At 67.3% G+C, this 14,826-nt stretch carries 15 protein-coding genes; 7 read left to right on the top strand and 8 right to left on the bottom strand.

Features of this window, described 5'->3' with window-relative positions; genetic code table 11:
• Positions 1–21: 21 nt before the first annotated feature.
• Together QF038_RS01075 and QF038_RS01070 are read left to right on the top strand one after the other, a co-directional pair.
• Positions 22–1,578, top strand: coding sequence for an ABC transporter substrate-binding protein (locus QF038_RS01075; RefSeq protein WP_307607897.1), 1,557 nt, complete (start codon positions 22–24; stop codon positions 1,576–1,578).
• The gene (locus QF038_RS01070) at positions 1,578–3,389 is read left to right on the top strand and encodes an ABC transporter permease subunit (protein WP_307607895.1); all 1,812 of its coding nucleotides are present in this window, start codon (positions 1,578–1,580) and stop codon (positions 3,387–3,389) included. The genes QF038_RS01075 and QF038_RS01070 overlap by 1 nt, the downstream gene beginning before the upstream one ends.
• 243 nt (positions 3,390–3,632) lie before the next feature.
• Here QF038_RS01070 and QF038_RS01065 read toward each other — a convergent pair whose 3' ends face one another.
• The gene (locus QF038_RS01065; protein ID WP_050053419.1) at positions 3,633–3,866 is read right to left on the bottom strand and encodes a DUF3073 domain-containing protein; all 234 of its coding nucleotides are present in this window, start codon (positions 3,864–3,866) and stop codon (positions 3,633–3,635) included.
• A gap of 273 nt (positions 3,867–4,139) precedes the next feature.
• On the opposite strand from QF038_RS01065, the gene QF038_RS01060 reads away from it, so the two are divergent.
• Entirely contained in the window at positions 4,140–4,823 is a 684-nt protein-coding gene (locus QF038_RS01060) for a septum formation family protein (protein WP_307607890.1), read from the top strand.
• A gap of 35 nt (positions 4,824–4,858) precedes the next feature.
• Here the strand turns inward: QF038_RS01060 and clpB are convergent, their stop codons facing one another.
• Positions 4,859–7,516 (bottom strand): ATP-dependent chaperone ClpB, encoded by a 2,658-nt coding sequence (gene clpB / locus QF038_RS01055; RefSeq protein ID WP_307607888.1) that lies wholly within the window; start codon positions 7,514–7,516, stop codon positions 4,859–4,861.
• A gap of 160 nt (positions 7,517–7,676) precedes the next feature.
• Here clpB and QF038_RS01050 point away from each other — a divergent pair, with 160 nt between their 5' ends.
• Positions 7,677–8,060: a hypothetical protein gene (locus QF038_RS01050; protein WP_307607886.1), complete on the top strand. Its 384-nt coding sequence runs from the start codon at positions 7,677–7,679 to the stop codon at positions 8,058–8,060.
• A 164-nt stretch (positions 8,061–8,224) separates the two neighbouring features.
• Here QF038_RS01050 and QF038_RS01045 read toward each other — a convergent pair whose 3' ends face one another.
• The 4 genes from QF038_RS01045 to QF038_RS01030 form a co-directional block, all read right to left on the bottom strand.
• Positions 8,225–9,343, bottom strand: coding sequence for a sulfate/molybdate ABC transporter ATP-binding protein (locus QF038_RS01045; RefSeq protein WP_307607884.1), 1,119 nt, complete (start codon positions 9,341–9,343; stop codon positions 8,225–8,227).
• Positions 9,340–10,185 carry an ABC transporter permease gene (locus QF038_RS01040; protein ID WP_307607882.1) on the bottom strand — a complete coding sequence of 282 codons (846 nt, stop codon included), beginning with the start codon at positions 10,183–10,185 and terminating at the stop codon, positions 9,340–9,342. The genes QF038_RS01045 and QF038_RS01040 overlap by 4 nt, the downstream gene beginning before the upstream one ends.
• Positions 10,186–10,195: 10 nt before the next feature.
• Positions 10,196–10,927 carry a molybdate ABC transporter substrate-binding protein gene (gene modA / locus QF038_RS01035; protein ID WP_307613372.1) on the bottom strand — a complete coding sequence of 244 codons (732 nt, stop codon included), beginning with the start codon at positions 10,925–10,927 and terminating at the stop codon, positions 10,196–10,198.
• Between the two features lie 74 nt (positions 10,928–11,001).
• Positions 11,002–11,409 (bottom strand): molybdopterin-binding protein, encoded by a 408-nt coding sequence (locus tag QF038_RS01030; RefSeq protein ID WP_307607880.1) that lies wholly within the window; start codon positions 11,407–11,409, stop codon positions 11,002–11,004.
• 110 nt (positions 11,410–11,519) lie between these two features.
• Here QF038_RS01030 and QF038_RS01025 point away from each other — a divergent pair, with 110 nt between their 5' ends.
• From QF038_RS01025 to QF038_RS01015, 3 genes are all read left to right on the top strand, one after another.
• Complete coding sequence (locus tag QF038_RS01025) at positions 11,520–12,389, top strand: DUF4031 domain-containing protein (protein WP_307607877.1); 870 nt, start codon at positions 11,520–11,522, stop codon at positions 12,387–12,389.
• Positions 12,386–13,195 (top strand): 2-phosphosulfolactate phosphatase, encoded by an 810-nt coding sequence (locus tag QF038_RS01020; RefSeq protein ID WP_307607875.1) that lies wholly within the window; start codon positions 12,386–12,388, stop codon positions 13,193–13,195. Before QF038_RS01025 ends, QF038_RS01020 begins: the two co-directional genes overlap by 4 nt.
• Before the next feature lie 98 nt (positions 13,196–13,293).
• Entirely contained in the window at positions 13,294–13,680 is a 387-nt protein-coding gene (locus tag QF038_RS01015; protein WP_307607874.1) for a VOC family protein, read from the top strand.
• Positions 13,681–13,720: 40 nt separating this feature from the next.
• Here QF038_RS01015 and QF038_RS01010 read toward each other — a convergent pair whose 3' ends face one another.
• Both QF038_RS01010 and QF038_RS01005 read right to left on the bottom strand, forming a co-directional pair.
• Positions 13,721–14,122, bottom strand: a complete 402-nt coding sequence (locus QF038_RS01010; RefSeq protein WP_307607872.1) for a YccF domain-containing protein — start codon at positions 14,120–14,122, stop codon at positions 13,721–13,723.
• 83 nt (positions 14,123–14,205) lie between these two features.
• Positions 14,206–14,826, bottom strand: a complete 621-nt coding sequence (locus tag QF038_RS01005; RefSeq protein WP_307607870.1) for a phosphoribosylanthranilate isomerase — start codon at positions 14,824–14,826, stop codon at positions 14,206–14,208.

Below are 14,826 nucleotides of genomic sequence, written 5' to 3'. Positions count from 1 at the left end.
TCTGCGGAACAGGTCATCAACATGCCCAAAATACGATTCAAAACGTGCGTGGCCACACTCTCAACACTCCTGCTTGCCAGCAGCCTGACCGGATGTTTCGCCGGAACAGACGCGGCGGACACCGGCGACGGAACCGGCCGTATCAAGCTGGCCATGCTCCAGCCGCCACGTTCCGGGTTGTCACCCCTGAGCGACGACGCCTTCAAGCTGTCCCGCTGGCAGACAGCCGAAACCCTGGTGGTGCTGGACAATCTGGGTGAAGCCGAACCTTCGCTGGCAATCGGATGGCAGCAGGTGGACCAGACTTCATGGCGCTTCACCCTGAGGGACGGCGTGCACTTCCACGATGGATCGCCCATGACGTCGGCGGAAGTTGTTACCTCGCTGACGGCCGCCGCACATGCGAGTCCCAAGCCGAGGATCCTGGACGGTGTGGAGCTCACGGCGCGGGAAGACGGTCCCGGAGCCGTGACCATTACGACGGCGGCGCCCGATCCCCTGCTGCCCCAGCGCCTGTCCAGCCCACAGCTGGCCATCCTGGCGGGCCCTGCCTACAAGCAGGGCGGCGTGGTTGACCCCGTCGGTGCCGGTACCGGGCCCTTCCGGTTGGTATCCGTGGACGGCACGTCCTCGGCCAGGCTGGACCGCTTCGACGGCTACTGGGGTGAGCGGGCGCAGGCCGAGGGCATCGACGTCCAGTTCGTCCCGGACGGCACCGCGCGGGCGGCCGCTTTGCGGACCGGTGACGCGGACATCGTCGAAGCCATCCCGGTGGGTCAAGTGGCCCGGGTCGACCAGGCCCTGGTGCATGAGGTCCCCATGCCGCGGACCAACACCCTGTACCTCAACACGGCGAAGGGTCCTTTCGCTGATCCGGCCGTCCGTGCCGCAGCCCGGGAGGCAATCGACGCGGGCACCATCGTGGACCGGGTTTACGAAGGCCGGGCAGACAAAGCCGCCGGCCTGCTGGGGCCGGCGCTGCCGCGGGCTGCGCAGGAACGGAGCAGCGACAGCTACACGGCAACCATGGCCAGTCGGGTGGCAGCCGCCGCCGTTAAGGGAACCAGCATCCGGCTCGGCACCTTCACGGACCGTACCGAACTGCCCGAGGTGGCAGTCCAACTTGAACAACAGCTGGAAGCCGCAGGCTTTACCGTGGAGCAGGAAGTCCGCGAGTACCAGCACATCGAGGCAGATGCGTTGGCCGGCAACTTCGATGCGTTCATCCTCTCCCGCGCCACGGTGCTGGATTCCGGGGACCCCGTTGCCTACCTCTACAGTGACTTCTCCTGCGCCGGTTCCTTCAACATCTCCCAGTTCTGCGATCCCGCGGTGGACGCCGCCCTAGCCAGAGCCGCCGGTATTCCCGCTGGACCGGAGCGCCGCACCGCCATCGCCGCCGCCGAAAGCCTCATCCTGGCCCGGGACGCGGCCATCCCGCTGCTGCATGAACGCGTCATCCAGGGTGAATCCACCCGGGTACAGGGAGTAGAACGCGACCCCCGGGAGCGTGCCCTTGTCACCAACGGCACAGGGGTCAGCGGCAAGACGCAGATCACCACGGACGTTCGGGACTAATGGGCGCTTCCGACTCCCTGAAAACCACCGCCTCACGGACCGCCGCCCTGCTGGGGCTGGTGGCCCTGATCGGAATGTTGCCGTGGCTGTCCGGCCGCGGCGCCGAATACACCATCCTCCGTGCCAGGTACGCGGACCGGGAACCCACCCCCGAGGCACTGGCGGCCATCCGCAACGAGCTTGGCCTCGACCAGGGCCCTATCGTTATGCTGCTCTCTTGGGTCCAAGGGGTCATGACCGGGGACCTCGGCACGTCCTGGATCAGCAACAGGCCGGTAGGTCCCGGCGTTGCCGCTGCGTTGGGTGTCTCGGTGACACTCATGGGGTTCGCCGTCGCGGCCGCGATGCTCATCGCTTTGCTGATGTGCATACCCGCCGTGGTTGATGGTGTCCGGCGGCGGCGCAGGCTGGCGTCCGGAACGCTGTCCGCGGCCCTCACTTCACTGCCGGAGTTCCTCCTCGCCGCCATGCTGCTGGTAGTGGGCGCCGTCTGGCTCCGGTGGTTCCCGCCGTATGGCTGGAAGGGCCCGGCGTACGCCGTCCTGCCCGCGCTCTCGCTGGGAATTCCGGCCGGCGGCCTGATCGGCCTGCTCCTGGCCGACGCACTCCGCATAGGCTTCGCCGAAAAATGGGTGGCCACGTGGCGCCTCGCCGGTGCGGGACCCGCGCAACTGACGCTGGCCGTCCTCCGGCGCGCGCTGCCGGCTGTACTGCCGCAGATCGGGCTGGTCCTCATCGGACTGACCGGCGGGGCGGTCGCCGTGGAAAAGGTGTACGCCATCCCGGGTATCGGGCGCACGCTCCTCGGCGCCGCCACCGCCCAGGACATTCCCACGCTGCAGGCCGGCATGCTCGTGCTGATGGGCCTCGCTCTGCTGGTGGGAACGCTGACGACGGCGGCGCGGTACCTGTTGATCGGGCCTGCGGTCCGTTTAGGCACACTTCCGCTTCCTGCACTCACGCGGGCAACTAACCGCCGCCAGTTGGCAGTGCCGATTGTTGCTGCCGCCGCCCTGCTGTTGATGGTCGGGGCGGGCCTCCTGCGTGATCCCTACACCTCCTCCCATCCCAGGTTGGCTGGGCCCACCTGGGTGCTCCCTTTTGGCGCCGACGCTAGCGGCCGTGACCTCCTGGCCCGGGTGGGGCACGGCGCGCTCGGGACCCTCGGAACCGCCCTGGCGGTGGTCCTGGTGTGCCTGGCCCTGGGGATCGCCGTCGGCCTATTCCCGCGTGCGGCCGCTGGCCCCCTGGAGGTGACCAACGCGGCGCCGCCTATTCTCGCCGGATTGGTGGCCGCCGCCATCACGGGCCCGTCGGCGCAGGGTGCCGCACTGGCCGTGGCGGCGGTGAGCTGGGCACCCCTGGCAGCCCACACAGCTGCGTTGGCCCAGGAAGCCCGCGCCCAGCCGTACGTCCAAATCCTTCCGGTGCTGGGGGTGGGCCCGGCGCGTGTAATGCTGCGCTACATCCTGCCGGCCGTGGCCCGGCCGCTCATCCGGCATGCGATGCTGCGGCTGCCGGGTATCGCCCTGGCGCTCGCCGCGCTGGGTTTCCTTGGCCTAGGTCCGCAGCAGCCTTCGCCGGAATGGGGGCTCATCCTGGCGGAGGGCATCGGCTACGTAGAACGGGCACCGTGGGCTGTCCTTGCGCCGGCGTTCGCGCTTGTGCTGGCCTCCGTACTGGCGGTCGGGCTGGCCGGTATCGGGAGCGGAGCGGTGGGGGCAGATCAAGGTAGAGACGGCTGTGCCGCATGCACCGGGACGGCACGGGAGAGTGTGCGCGGGCGTTTGCCAATTTGGTGCGGGAGGTGATCGGGCGTTCCCGTGGCCCCGGCAACTTCGCCCAGGAAAAGCAAAAGCCCGCTGCCTGCACCGATGTGACGGCGCGGACAGCGGGCTTTGTAACTGAGGTCGGCACCTTGGATCCGCCTGGATCCGGGTACCAAAAAAGAAGCGCTGCACTGATCTCATCAACAGACCCGGATCCGCGACTGGGATCCGTCAGTGCGACGGCGTCACAGGGCTGCCAAGTACGGCAACAGCACCTTGCGGCAACTAGCCGATCCGACGGGTGTCTACCTCGTCGTCGTCTTCTTCCAAATCATCCGCGTACTTATCCACATAAGCCGAATAATCCGGCTCAACCGGCTCATTCGCATAATGGCTCGTGGCACGACTGCCTGGACCCGTCAGCTCACGCTGAAGTGCCGAATAGTCCGTGTTCGGGGAGTAGTACTTGATATCCCGAGCCTGCTTGGTAGCTTTTGCCTTTTGACGGCCGCGCCCCATGGCGTGACCCCCTTTTGTACTTGGACCGGAGGTGGTCACCTTGGCGTAGGTGAGGCCCCGGAATGTTTGGTCAATTTGTCGTACACCTAGATTACATGCTTTCGGCTGGCCCTGCTTGCCACTTGCGGGCCACGCCGGTCACATGCAGTACCATTCCGGCCCAAACACGGCCGGAATTCAGCTTTTTTCTTCGGTAGAGTCGATTAAGTAACTGCTGGTGCCGACCGGCAAACCCGGCTGCCCGCGCGGAGAAATCGCAGGAGGATCCACCCCGTGAACCACCAGGACGTCCCGCCCAAGCCCAGCTCGCCGCCTACCGCGGGCCTCCCCAAGGTCCCCGCCGCTGAGTACGGCGTACCGGCGGCAGAACCGCCCGTCAAGGGACAGAGCCAGGCTAGCCACCCCCAGGGGCCGGACGAAGCCAGGAGGCAGGGACACAAGCGGACGCTCTGGAAGGTTTTCTTCGCCGTCGTCCTGCTCGCGGTAATTGGATCGCTGGTTTGGCTCGCCCTGTGGCTGAACTCCAACGGGGATCCTGACGAGTCAGGCGGCGCTGTCCGCGGAGTGCTGGAAACCACGGCCACTCCCCCGGCAACCCCGCTTCCCCTGCCGCGCGAAGTGGAGCCGGCCGCCTATGCGCTGGGCGACTGCTTTACGGATTTCCAGCCGGAGGCGCTGAAATCCACGGTGGTGCCGTGCGACACCAACCATTCCGCGCAGCTGGTGGCGGTGTTCCGCTACCCCGAAGACGGCGATTACCCCGGCGCGGAGGCGCTCAAGGCCAAAGCCCTAGAAGCCTGCCAGGCGGCAAAACTGGGGCCGGCCGCAGACCAGTTCACACTGAACTACGAGCGGAGCTTCCCCAGCTCCACCAGCTGGGACTCAGGGGACCGCAGGGTGGACTGCTACGTGACGTCCCCGGGCGGAAACAACGTGAACGCAAGCGTGCTGCCCTAGCGCAAGGACCAGGGCAGCACGCCTCGCCGCAGGACCTAGTCCTTCCGGCGGACCACCAGTCCGGTTCCCGGGACGGGACCGCCGCCGGGGACGGACAGCTTCTCAAGCCCCTCAAGGGTGAGCTCGTCCACGTCCGTTGCCGTGTCCACCAGGACGGTGTCCCCGTCAGCGATGTCGCCGGACAGGATGGCCTTGGCGAGCCGGTCGCCGATCTCCCGCTGGACCAGCCGGCGGAGCGGGCGGGCGCCGTAGGCGGAGTCGAAGCCGGACATTGCGAGCCAGGCGCGGGCACTCTCGGTGACTTCCAGGGTGAGCCGGCGCTCGTGCAGCCTGCGGCCGAGCTCGGCCACCTGCAGTTCGACGATCCGGGCCAGTTCTTCCACGGACAGGGGATCGAACAGCACCACTTCGTCCAGCCGGTTCAGGAACTCCGGCTTGAAGGAGGCGTTGACGGTGGCCATCACGGCATTCCGCTTGGCCTCTGCATCCAGCGAAGGGTCCACCAGGAACTGGCTGCCCAGGTTGGAGGTCAGCACCAGGATGGCGTTGCGGAAATCCACGGTGCGGCCCTGGCCGTCGGTGAGGCGGCCGTCGTCGAGCACCTGCAGGAGGATGTCGAAGACCTCGGGGTGGGCTTTCTCCACCTCGTCCAGCAGGATGACCGAGTAGGGGCGCCGGCGGACGGCCTCGGTGAGCTGGCCGCCCTCCTCGTAGCCCACATATCCCGGAGGCGCACCGACCAGCCGGGCCACCGAGTGCTTCTCGCCGTACTCGGACATGTCGATCCGCACCATGGCGCGTTCGTCGTCGAACAGGAAGTCCGCCAGGGCCTTCGCCAGCTCGGTCTTACCGACGCCGGTGGGGCCCAGGAACAGGAACGAACCGGTGGGCCGGTTGGGGTCGCTGATGCCGGCCCGGGCGCGCCGGACGGCGTCCGACACGGAGGTGACGGCCTTCTTCTGGCCGATCAGCCGTTTCCCGAGCTCCTCCTCCATGTGCAGCAGCTTCTGGCTTTCACCCTGCAGCATCCGGCCGGCCGGGATGCCGGTCCATGCGGAGATCACCTCGGCGATATCGTCCGCGGTCACCTGTTCGGCCACCATCTGTGAGGATTTATCCGCGACGGCGGCCTCAGCCTCAGCGGCTGCGTTCAGTTCACGCTCCAGGGCAGGAATCTCGCCGTACTGGATGCGCGACGTCGTCTCCAGGTCACCTTCGCGGTAGGCCTTGTCGGCAGCGCTGCGGAGTTCGTCCAGCTTTGCCTTCAGGTCACCCACCCGGTTGAGGCCGGCCTTTTCGGCCTCCCAGCGGGCATTCAGGGCTGCGAGCTCCTCTTCCTTATCCGCCTTGTCCGCACGGAGCGCCGCGAGGCGTTCCACGGAGGCGGCGTCCGTCTCGCCTTCCAGGGCCAGCTCCTCCATGGTTAGCCGGTCGACGGCGCGGCGGAGCTGGTCGATCTCCTCGGGGGCCGAGTCGATCTCCATCCGCAGCCGGGACGCGGCCTCATCCACCAGGTCGATGGCCTTGTCCGGAAGCTGGCGACCGGAAATGTAGCGGTTGGACAGGGTTGCGGCAGCAACCAGGGCAGAGTCGGCGATGGCCACCTTGTGGTGTGCCTCGTAGCGCTCCTTCAGGCCGCGCAGGATGCCAATGGTGTCCTCGACGCTGGGCTCCCCTACGTACACCTGCTGGAAGCGGCGCTCCAGGGCCGGGTCCTTTTCGATATTCTCGCGGTACTCGTCCAGGGTGGTGGCGCCGATGAGCCGCAGCTCGCCGCGGGCCAGCATGGGCTTGAGCATGTTGCCGGCATCCATGGAGGAATCCCCGGTTGCCCCGGCACCCACCACCGTGTGGATCTCGTCGATGAAGGTGACGATCTGGCCCTCGGAGTTCTTGATCTCCTCAAGGACGGCCTTGAGGCGCTCCTCGAACTCCCCGCGGTACTTGGCGCCGGCCACCATGGACGCCAGGTCCAGGGCGACCAGGGTTTTGCCGCGCAGGCTTTCGGGAACGTCTCCGGCCACAATGCGCTGGGCGAGGCCCTCAACAACAGCGGTTTTGCCCACGCCAGGCTCACCGATGATCACCGGGTTGTTCTTGGTGCGGCGGCTCAGCACCTGGACGATCCGGCGGATTTCCGTGTCCCGGCCGATGACGGGGTCCAGCTTTCCGGCACGGGCCATGGCGGTGAGGTCCGTGCCGAACTTCTCAAGCGACTGGAAGGTGTTCTCCGGGTCCTGGCTCGTGACCTTCCGGTCCCCGCGGACACCCGGCAGGGCGGCGAGCAGAGCCTCATGGGAGGCACCGGCGTCGCGCAGCAAACGCCCCGCCGCATCATTTCCGGCCGAGAGGCCCAGGAGGAGGACCTCGGTGGAGACGAAGGTATCGCCCAGCCGGTCCGCTTCCTCCTTGGCATTCTGGATGGCCTGCAGGGCCGGCCGGGACAGCTGTGCCTGCTGGCTGGAACCGCCGGACGTGGCAGGCAGGGCCTTGATGGCGCTGCTCGCCTGCACGCTGACGGCGTCCGGGTCTGCACCGGTTGCACGCAGAAGCGCCACCGCCACGCCTTCGCGCTGGTCCATAAGCGCCTTAAGGAGGTGGGCGGGCTCCACCTGCGGGTTGCCGATAGTGGAGGCGTTCATGGCGGCAGCCGAAAGAGCCTCCTGGCTCTTGGTAGTGAATTTGACGTCCAAAGAGAGCTCCTTTCAGGGAAATCCGATCTTAGGGTTGAGTCTACTACGCTCAACTTTGGTTGGGGTGTTTTTTATTTCCTGTTTGCCCACAGCGAACCAAGGCCATCGAGGTGTGGAAAATTCCGTTTCCATCGCTGCCGATTCCTCCTAGGATCGGCTTGTGACCGGGGCGGATGGTGCCGCCGGCGCACTGCAGACGGGACAAGCAATGAAAAAGTTTGTTGTTCTCTACACCGCACCCCAATCAGCCCAGGCGCAGATGGCCGAAAGTACGCCGGAAGCGGCCCAGGAGGGGATGAAAGCCTGGATGAGCTGGGCCGAGCGCGCCGGCGACGGCATCGTGGACTTGGGGACTCCGCTTGGGACCGGCAAGGAGATCAACGCAACCGGCTCGTCAGAGGCCCATACCGGAGTGGGCGGCTACACCATCCTCCAGGCGGATGACCTCGCCGGGGCCGAGGCACTGCTGGACGGGCACCCGCACCTGATGATGCCGGACGCGAGTATCCAGCTGTACGAAATGCTCGACCTGCCCGGGATGTAGGCCGGCGGAAGGCATCACTTGCCAGGACCACAAAGCAACCGGCGGGTGATTCCCCCCAGAAGCCGCCCGCCGGTTGCTTTACCCGCCCTTTGCCGATTTTACCGGTCCTTGTGATGCCTGTCACTGATGTGACTAAGTTTGTAATGCTGCCCGCAGCGAAGGGCTTAGGCCGGGTACACCACCACCGATGTTGCTTTCACCACGAAGTGCACCTTCAGGCCGGGAATCAGGCCCAAGTCCGCGGAAGCAGCGGGAGTGATGTCCGCCGCGAGGCTTCCGGCCCTGACCCGGATGAAGTCGCCGTGCGGTTCGAGGTCGGTAATGGCAACCTCAAACGAATTGCGCGGGCTGCCGTGCGCGTCATTGAGGAATACGGAAACGGCCGACGGCGGGAATACAGCCACCGCCGCCGTGTCGCCTTCCGCCGCGGCAGGGTACCCGTCCCGGCCCCGGCCTTCCGGGCGCCGGTCATCGGCGTACCCGTCCTCGGCGTACCCGTCCTCCACGTGGCCGGCAACTGTCCAGCCCTCGGCGGTCCTGATCCCGTCTCCGGCCAAGGTTCCGGCCAGCAGGTTCAGGCCTGCCAGCCCGGCCGCGAACGGGCTGCGCGGCCGCTGGAGGATTTCACGCGTAGGGCCTTCTTCTGAGATCCCGCCGTTCTCGAGGATGACAACCCGGTCCGCCAGCATCAGTGCGTCCAGGACGTCGTGGGTAATGATGATGGCCTGCCGTCCGGCCAGGACCCGTTTGAGCAGGCGGCGAAGAAGCGGCGCCGAGTGGATGTCCAGCGCCGCCATGGGCTCGTCCAGGAGAAGGAGCCCGGGGTCCGCGGCGAGCGCCCGGGCAACGGCAACACGTTGCGCCTGCCCGCCGGACAGCTCGGCAGGGTGCCTGGCCTGGAGATCCAGCGCTTCCACCTCGGCGAGCCAGTGCAGCGCCTCCGCCTTGGCCTGTTTCCTGGATACACCGGCGCTGCGCGGCCCGAAAGCCACGTTCTCCAGTGCGCTCAGGTGCGGGAACAGCAGCGGTTCCTGGGCGAGCAGCGCGGTGCCCCGGTGATGCGGCGGTGTCCACGTACCCCGGCCGCCCGAGAGCTCGAACAGCGCGCGGCCGTTGAGCTCGCCCCTGCCGCTGTCCGGCTTCAGCAGGCCTGCTATGACGGACAGCAGCGTGGATTTGCCAGCCCCGTTCGGGCCCATCACGGCGACCGTTTCCGTGGGTCCGAGGCTGAGGGCCACGTCGAACCCCCGCCCGGGCACGGCTGCCTCAAGTGTGAACGTCACGGGACGTCCCTGCCCGCTGCGGCAGCCGTCGTCGTCCGTTGCTTCCAGAAGGCCATTCCTCCGCCGGCAGGCCGCCGGTAGGCGAGTGCCACCACGGCGACTGCCACGGCAACCAACACCAAGGAAAGGGCGACGGCGGCGTCCGGATCCGTTTCGCGCTGCAGGTATATTTCCAGCGGCAGGGTGCGGGTGACCCCCTGGAGGCTGCCCGCGAACGTCAGTGTGGCACCGAACTCGCCAAGGCTGCGGGCGAAGGACAGTACCGCGCCGGACGCCAGCCCGGGCAGCACCAGCGGCAGCGTGACGCGGCGGAAAACCCGTCCGGGTGAGGCACCCAGGGTTGCCGCAACGGCCTCATACCGTTCACCGCCGGTCCGCAGCGCACCTTCCAGGCTGACCACGAGGAACGGCAAGGCAACAAACGTCTGGGCAAGGACCACGGCGGTGGTGGAGAAGGCGATCTGCAGGCCCAGGACTTCCAGTGTCCGGCCCAGGAGGCCTTGACGGCCGAACGTGTAGAGGAGCGCGATGCCGCCCACCACCGGAGGCAGCACCAGCGGGAGCAGCACCAGCGAACGCAGGAGCCCCTGCAGCCGGAACCTGCCGCGGGCCAGGACCAGGGCCAGCGGCACCCCCAGGACGATGCACAGGAACGTGCTTGCCGCGGATGTCCGCAGGCTCAGGCCCAGCGCGGAGACTGCCGATTCGGAGGTGACCAGGGGAAGGAAGTTTGCCCAATTCACCCGGGCCACCATGGCGAACAGCGGCAGGACCACCACCGTTGCGGCCAGCACCGCAACAAAGTAGGTCCAACGGGGAACGCCGCGGTATGGGTGGCTCACGGTGCGCCGCTCACTGCCGGCCGCTGCCGAAACCGGCTTCGGCCAGCACCTGCTGGCCCTCCGCGCCGGTCACAAGGTCCAGGAAGGCCTGCGCGGCCGTACCGTTCCGGCTGCCAACCAGCGCGGCAATCGGGTAGCTGTTAACGGCAGCAGCCGCTTCAGGAAAGGCAACGCCTTCCACTTTTCCTGCTGCCGACTTGACGTCGGTGACGTAGACCAGCCCGGCGTCCGCCTCCCCGGAGACCACCTTGCCGAGCACATCCGTCACGGAATTTTCCTCGCTGACCGGGCTAAGCTGCGTTCCTGTCTGCTGTTCGACGGCGCTGGAGGCTGCTCCGCAGGGGACCTGCGGGGCACACTGGACCAGCCTTATTCCCGGTTTCGCCAGGTCGGCGAAGAAACGGATGGCTGCCGGGTTGCCATGCGGGACCGCAATGGCCAGGGTGTTCGTGGCGAAAATGCGGGGTTCCCCGTCCACCAACCCGGCCTGCTGCAGCTTGTCCATGTTCCTGGTGTCCGCCGAGACGAAGACGTCCACCGGGGCACCCTGGCTGATCTGGGTGGCCAGGTCCGCCGAGCCGGCGAAGCTGAGGGTGACCGTGGTGCCCGGGTGCGCGGCTTCGTAGGTCTTTGCCAGCTCGGTGAAACTGGCTTTGAGGGAAGCAGCGGCGAAAACCGTAAGGTTTTCCCCGCCACTGCTGCCGGCGGGTGAACCAGCAGAACATCCCGCCAGCCCCACCATCAAGGCAACGGCCGCCAACAGCGCGGTGATCCTCCGGGGATTCTTAGACGGCACCTTTGTCAGCGCACCCCTTTTCACAGCGCCTTCCCCTGCGGCGTCTCGATGATCACGGTGGTGGCCTTGACCACAGCGGTAGCCACCGAGCCGAGTTCCAGTCCGAGGTCCCGGACAGCCTCACTGCTCATCAGGGACACCACCCGGAAAGGCCCGCACTGGAGCTCCACCTGTGCCATGACCTTGTCCGCGGTAATGCCGGTCACCAGGCCCACGAACCGGTTCCGTGCAGAGCTTCCGGTCCGGTGCGGATCGTCCGGCAGCTGGGCGAGCTTCTGCGCATGCCGGGCGAGCTCGAGGCCATCCACGGCAAGCCGGCCGCCGGTGTCCTTCACCGGCGTGAGCGACCCATTGTCCATCCAGCGGCGCACAGTATCGTCACTGACGCCAAGGAACCGGGCCGCCTCAGAAACGCGGATGATTGTCATTTCACCAGTGTAGGGCGCATGTGCGGTGCTTCTTCGAGTTCCACTCCGTATTTTCGGACCGACCTTCCACCAGGCACCGCGTGCTGGAGGGACAGCACTAGACTTCCTCCATGGCCGTCTACATCGATCCGCCGCTCTGGCCTGCCCACGGAACGCACTTTTCACACTTGGTGTCGGACTCGTCGCTGGAGGAACTGCACGATTTCGCCGCCGCAGCGGGTATCCCGGAGCGGGCCTTCGACGGCGACCACTATGACGTGGCGGAGCGCCGCTACGATGACCTGGTGGCCGCCGGAGCGGTTCCCGTTGAGGCCCGGGTCCTGGTCCGCAAGCTGATCGCCAGCGGCCTTCGCATCCCCGCCCGCCAGCGGAACAAGTCGCTCAAAGTGCCGCTGTTCAACCGGTGGGATGCCATCATGCCGGGCCACGACGCGCTCTTCCTGGACCTCCTGGACCGCTGGAGCGAACCCCACCGCAAGTACCACGGCTGCACGCACCTGCTTTCTGTACTGGAAGCCCTCGACCTGCTGACGGATCCCGCAGACCCGCCGCGCACCGTGCTGCTCGCAGCCTGGTTCCACGATGCCGTTTACCGTGGTGTGGCGGACCAGGATGAAGAGGAGTCGGCCTGCCTCGCGGAGGAGCGGCTGGACGCTGCGGGCCTGCCGGAGGCTGAGGTTGCCGAGGTGGCACGGCTGGTGCGGCTGACGTCGGGCCACCGCCTCGGGCCAGGGGACCACGACGGCGCCCTCCTCTGCGACGCGGACCTTTCCGTCCTCGGCGGGGAACCAGGCGAGTATGCCCGCTACGTGGCGGATGTCCGCCAGGATTATGCGCACATCGGCGACGCCGACTTCGCTGCCGGGCGCGCCGCCGTCGTCCGTCAGCTGCTGGAACTCGACCCCCTGTTCCACACGCTGCGGGCGAAGGAGCTGTGGCTGGACGCCGCGCACCGGAACCTGTTGGGCGAGCTGGCATGAACGCGCCCACCTCCAACCCCCGCCACACGGTCACCGCGAGTGCCGCCCACCGGCAGCTGGCCTACACGGTCCGGCTGGAATGGGGGCTCGACGGCGCCAGGACAGTCACGGCCGGGGCGGACCTTGCCGTGGTGGTGGACGTCCTGTCCTTCAGCACGTGCGTCAGCGTGGCCCTGGACCGGGGCGCCGACATTTTCCCCTTTGCCTGGAAGGACACCCGGGCGGAGGACTTCGCCGCCCACCACCACGCACAGTTGGCAGGTCCCCGCAACGGCGGCGGGCTCAGCCTCTCCCCCGCCAGCATCCGGTCCGCGGAATCCCTGGAGCGCGTGGTGCTGCCATCGCCGAACGGGTCCGCCCTCTGCCACGAACTGGCCGGTGAAGTCCCGCTGGTGGCCGCCGTGTGCCTGCGCAATGCGGGGGCAACGGCAGCCTGGGTGGCAGCCCATCTGCCGCCCGACGCGGTGATCGCCGTGGTGGCTGCCGGGGAACGATGGCCGGACGGCACCCTCCGTCCCGCCGTGGAGGACCAGATCGGGGCGGGAGCGTTTATTGCCGGCCTCGCGGCTGCGGGCAAGGGCGGTTACGAGGCTGAGGTTGGCCGCCACGGCTATTCGCCGGAAGCCATGGCTGCCGCGGCGGTGTTCGAGGCCGCTGAGCCGCGGCTCCGGGAGATGCTGCAGGGATGTGCCAGCGGACTTGAATTGTCCGGCGCGGGCTACGCGGCCGACGTCGATATCGCCGCCGAACTGGACGGCAGTGATGCGGTGGCCATTTTGGCGGACGGGTTCTTTAGTCCGCGCTGAAGACTATTCACGCCCTGTCTCCACGGCCGGGATTGCGGGGCTGACTGATGGCGGCCGAACCCTTTACGGCTCCCGTTCCCGGATGCAACACTGCTCGGATGAGTCTGCGTATCCAAGCCATCAGCATTGATTCCACCGATCCGAAGGTGCCCGCGGATTTCTGGGAAAAGGCGCTCGGGTGGCGCCGAACCTACGAGGCGGACGACGAGATTGTGCTCGAACCGCCGGCTGGCAGCCCTGAAGACGGTGTATCCCCTGACCTGCTCTTCCTCAAAGTGCCCGAGCGCAAGGAACTCAAGAACAGGGTCCACCTGGACCTGCGGCCCAAGGACCGTGACGCGGAGGTGGCGCGGCTGGAAGCCCTTGGCGCCAAGCGCGTTTCTGTTGGCCAGGGCCCGGACGTCACCTGGGTGGTGATGGCGGATCCGGACGGGAACGAGTTCTGCATCCTGCGCGCACTGCGGCCCGACGAAGCGGCAGGCTAGGTCCGGCCCGGCACTTCGCCGGCTGGACCCGGACGCGGGCCTACCGGTACGTCGCCACGAACGGCGCGCTGCTGGGGACGATCTGTTTGCCCAGCGGCATCAGTGACACCGGGATGAGCTTCAGGTTGGCGATGGCCAGCGGGATGCCGATGATGGTCACAGCCATGGCAAACGCGGTGACCACATGGCCGATGGCGATCCAGATGCCCGCCACCAGCAGCCAGATGACGTTGCCCAGGAGCGAGAACACCCCGGCGCCGCCAGGCTTGTCCACCACCATCCGGCCGAACGGCCACAGCGTGTACGCCGCGATCCTGAACGAGGCGATGCCCCACGGGATGGTGACGATCAGCAGGCAGCAGATCACACCGGCGGCGAAATAGCCCAGCGCGAGCCAGAAACCGCCGAAAACCAGCCAGATGATGTTGAGGAGTGTCTTCATGCACCCATTGTGCCCCGGAGGGTCTGACAAAAGGATGGGGGCCTGCCCTGACTGGCCCCTGAACTCCGGCTGGACCGGGTGAACTAAGCCTTGACCGGGGCGGCAGCGCCCTTGGCAGCCTGGACAAACGCGCGGATCTTGGCCAGGTCCTTGACGCCGCGGGACGCTTCAACACCGGAGGACACGTCTACCCCCCAGGCATGGGCTGCTGTTGACGCGCTACCCACGTTGACCGGGTCCAGCCCCCCGGCCAGGAGCCAGTGGCGGCCTTGAAGTACAGGCAGTGCGGCCACGGAGGCGTAGTCCCAGGCTTCACCGGAGCCGGGCACCGCGGCGTCGATCAGCAGCAGGTCCTCGCCCCAGTCCTCGAACTCCTCCGGAGCGGCACCAGTGGCGACTGCCCTGATCAGCTTCATGCCGGCGTCGTGCACCATGGCCACGTCCTCGCGGGACCGCGTGCCGTGCAGCTGGATCCATTCCAGCCCGGCGGCGCGGGCAATAGCGACGGCGTCAGCCACCGGTTCATGGCGGAATACGCCGATGGGCGAAACCCCGGCAGGGACGTGCGCCAGCAAAGAGTGCGCCTGGGACGGCGACACCACGCGGGGGCTCGCCGTCAGGACGAAACCGACGGCGTCAGCCCCGGCATCAACTGCTTCGCGGACTGATTCAGGCGTGCTGAGACCACACACTTTGACGAACAT

This window comes from Pseudarthrobacter sp. W1I19, from assembly GCF_030817835.1.
Classification (GTDB): domain Bacteria; phylum Actinomycetota; class Actinomycetes; order Actinomycetales; family Micrococcaceae; genus Arthrobacter.
The sequence above is the reverse complement of the archived record's forward strand: the minus strand, read 5'-3'. Positions and strand labels throughout refer to the sequence as shown.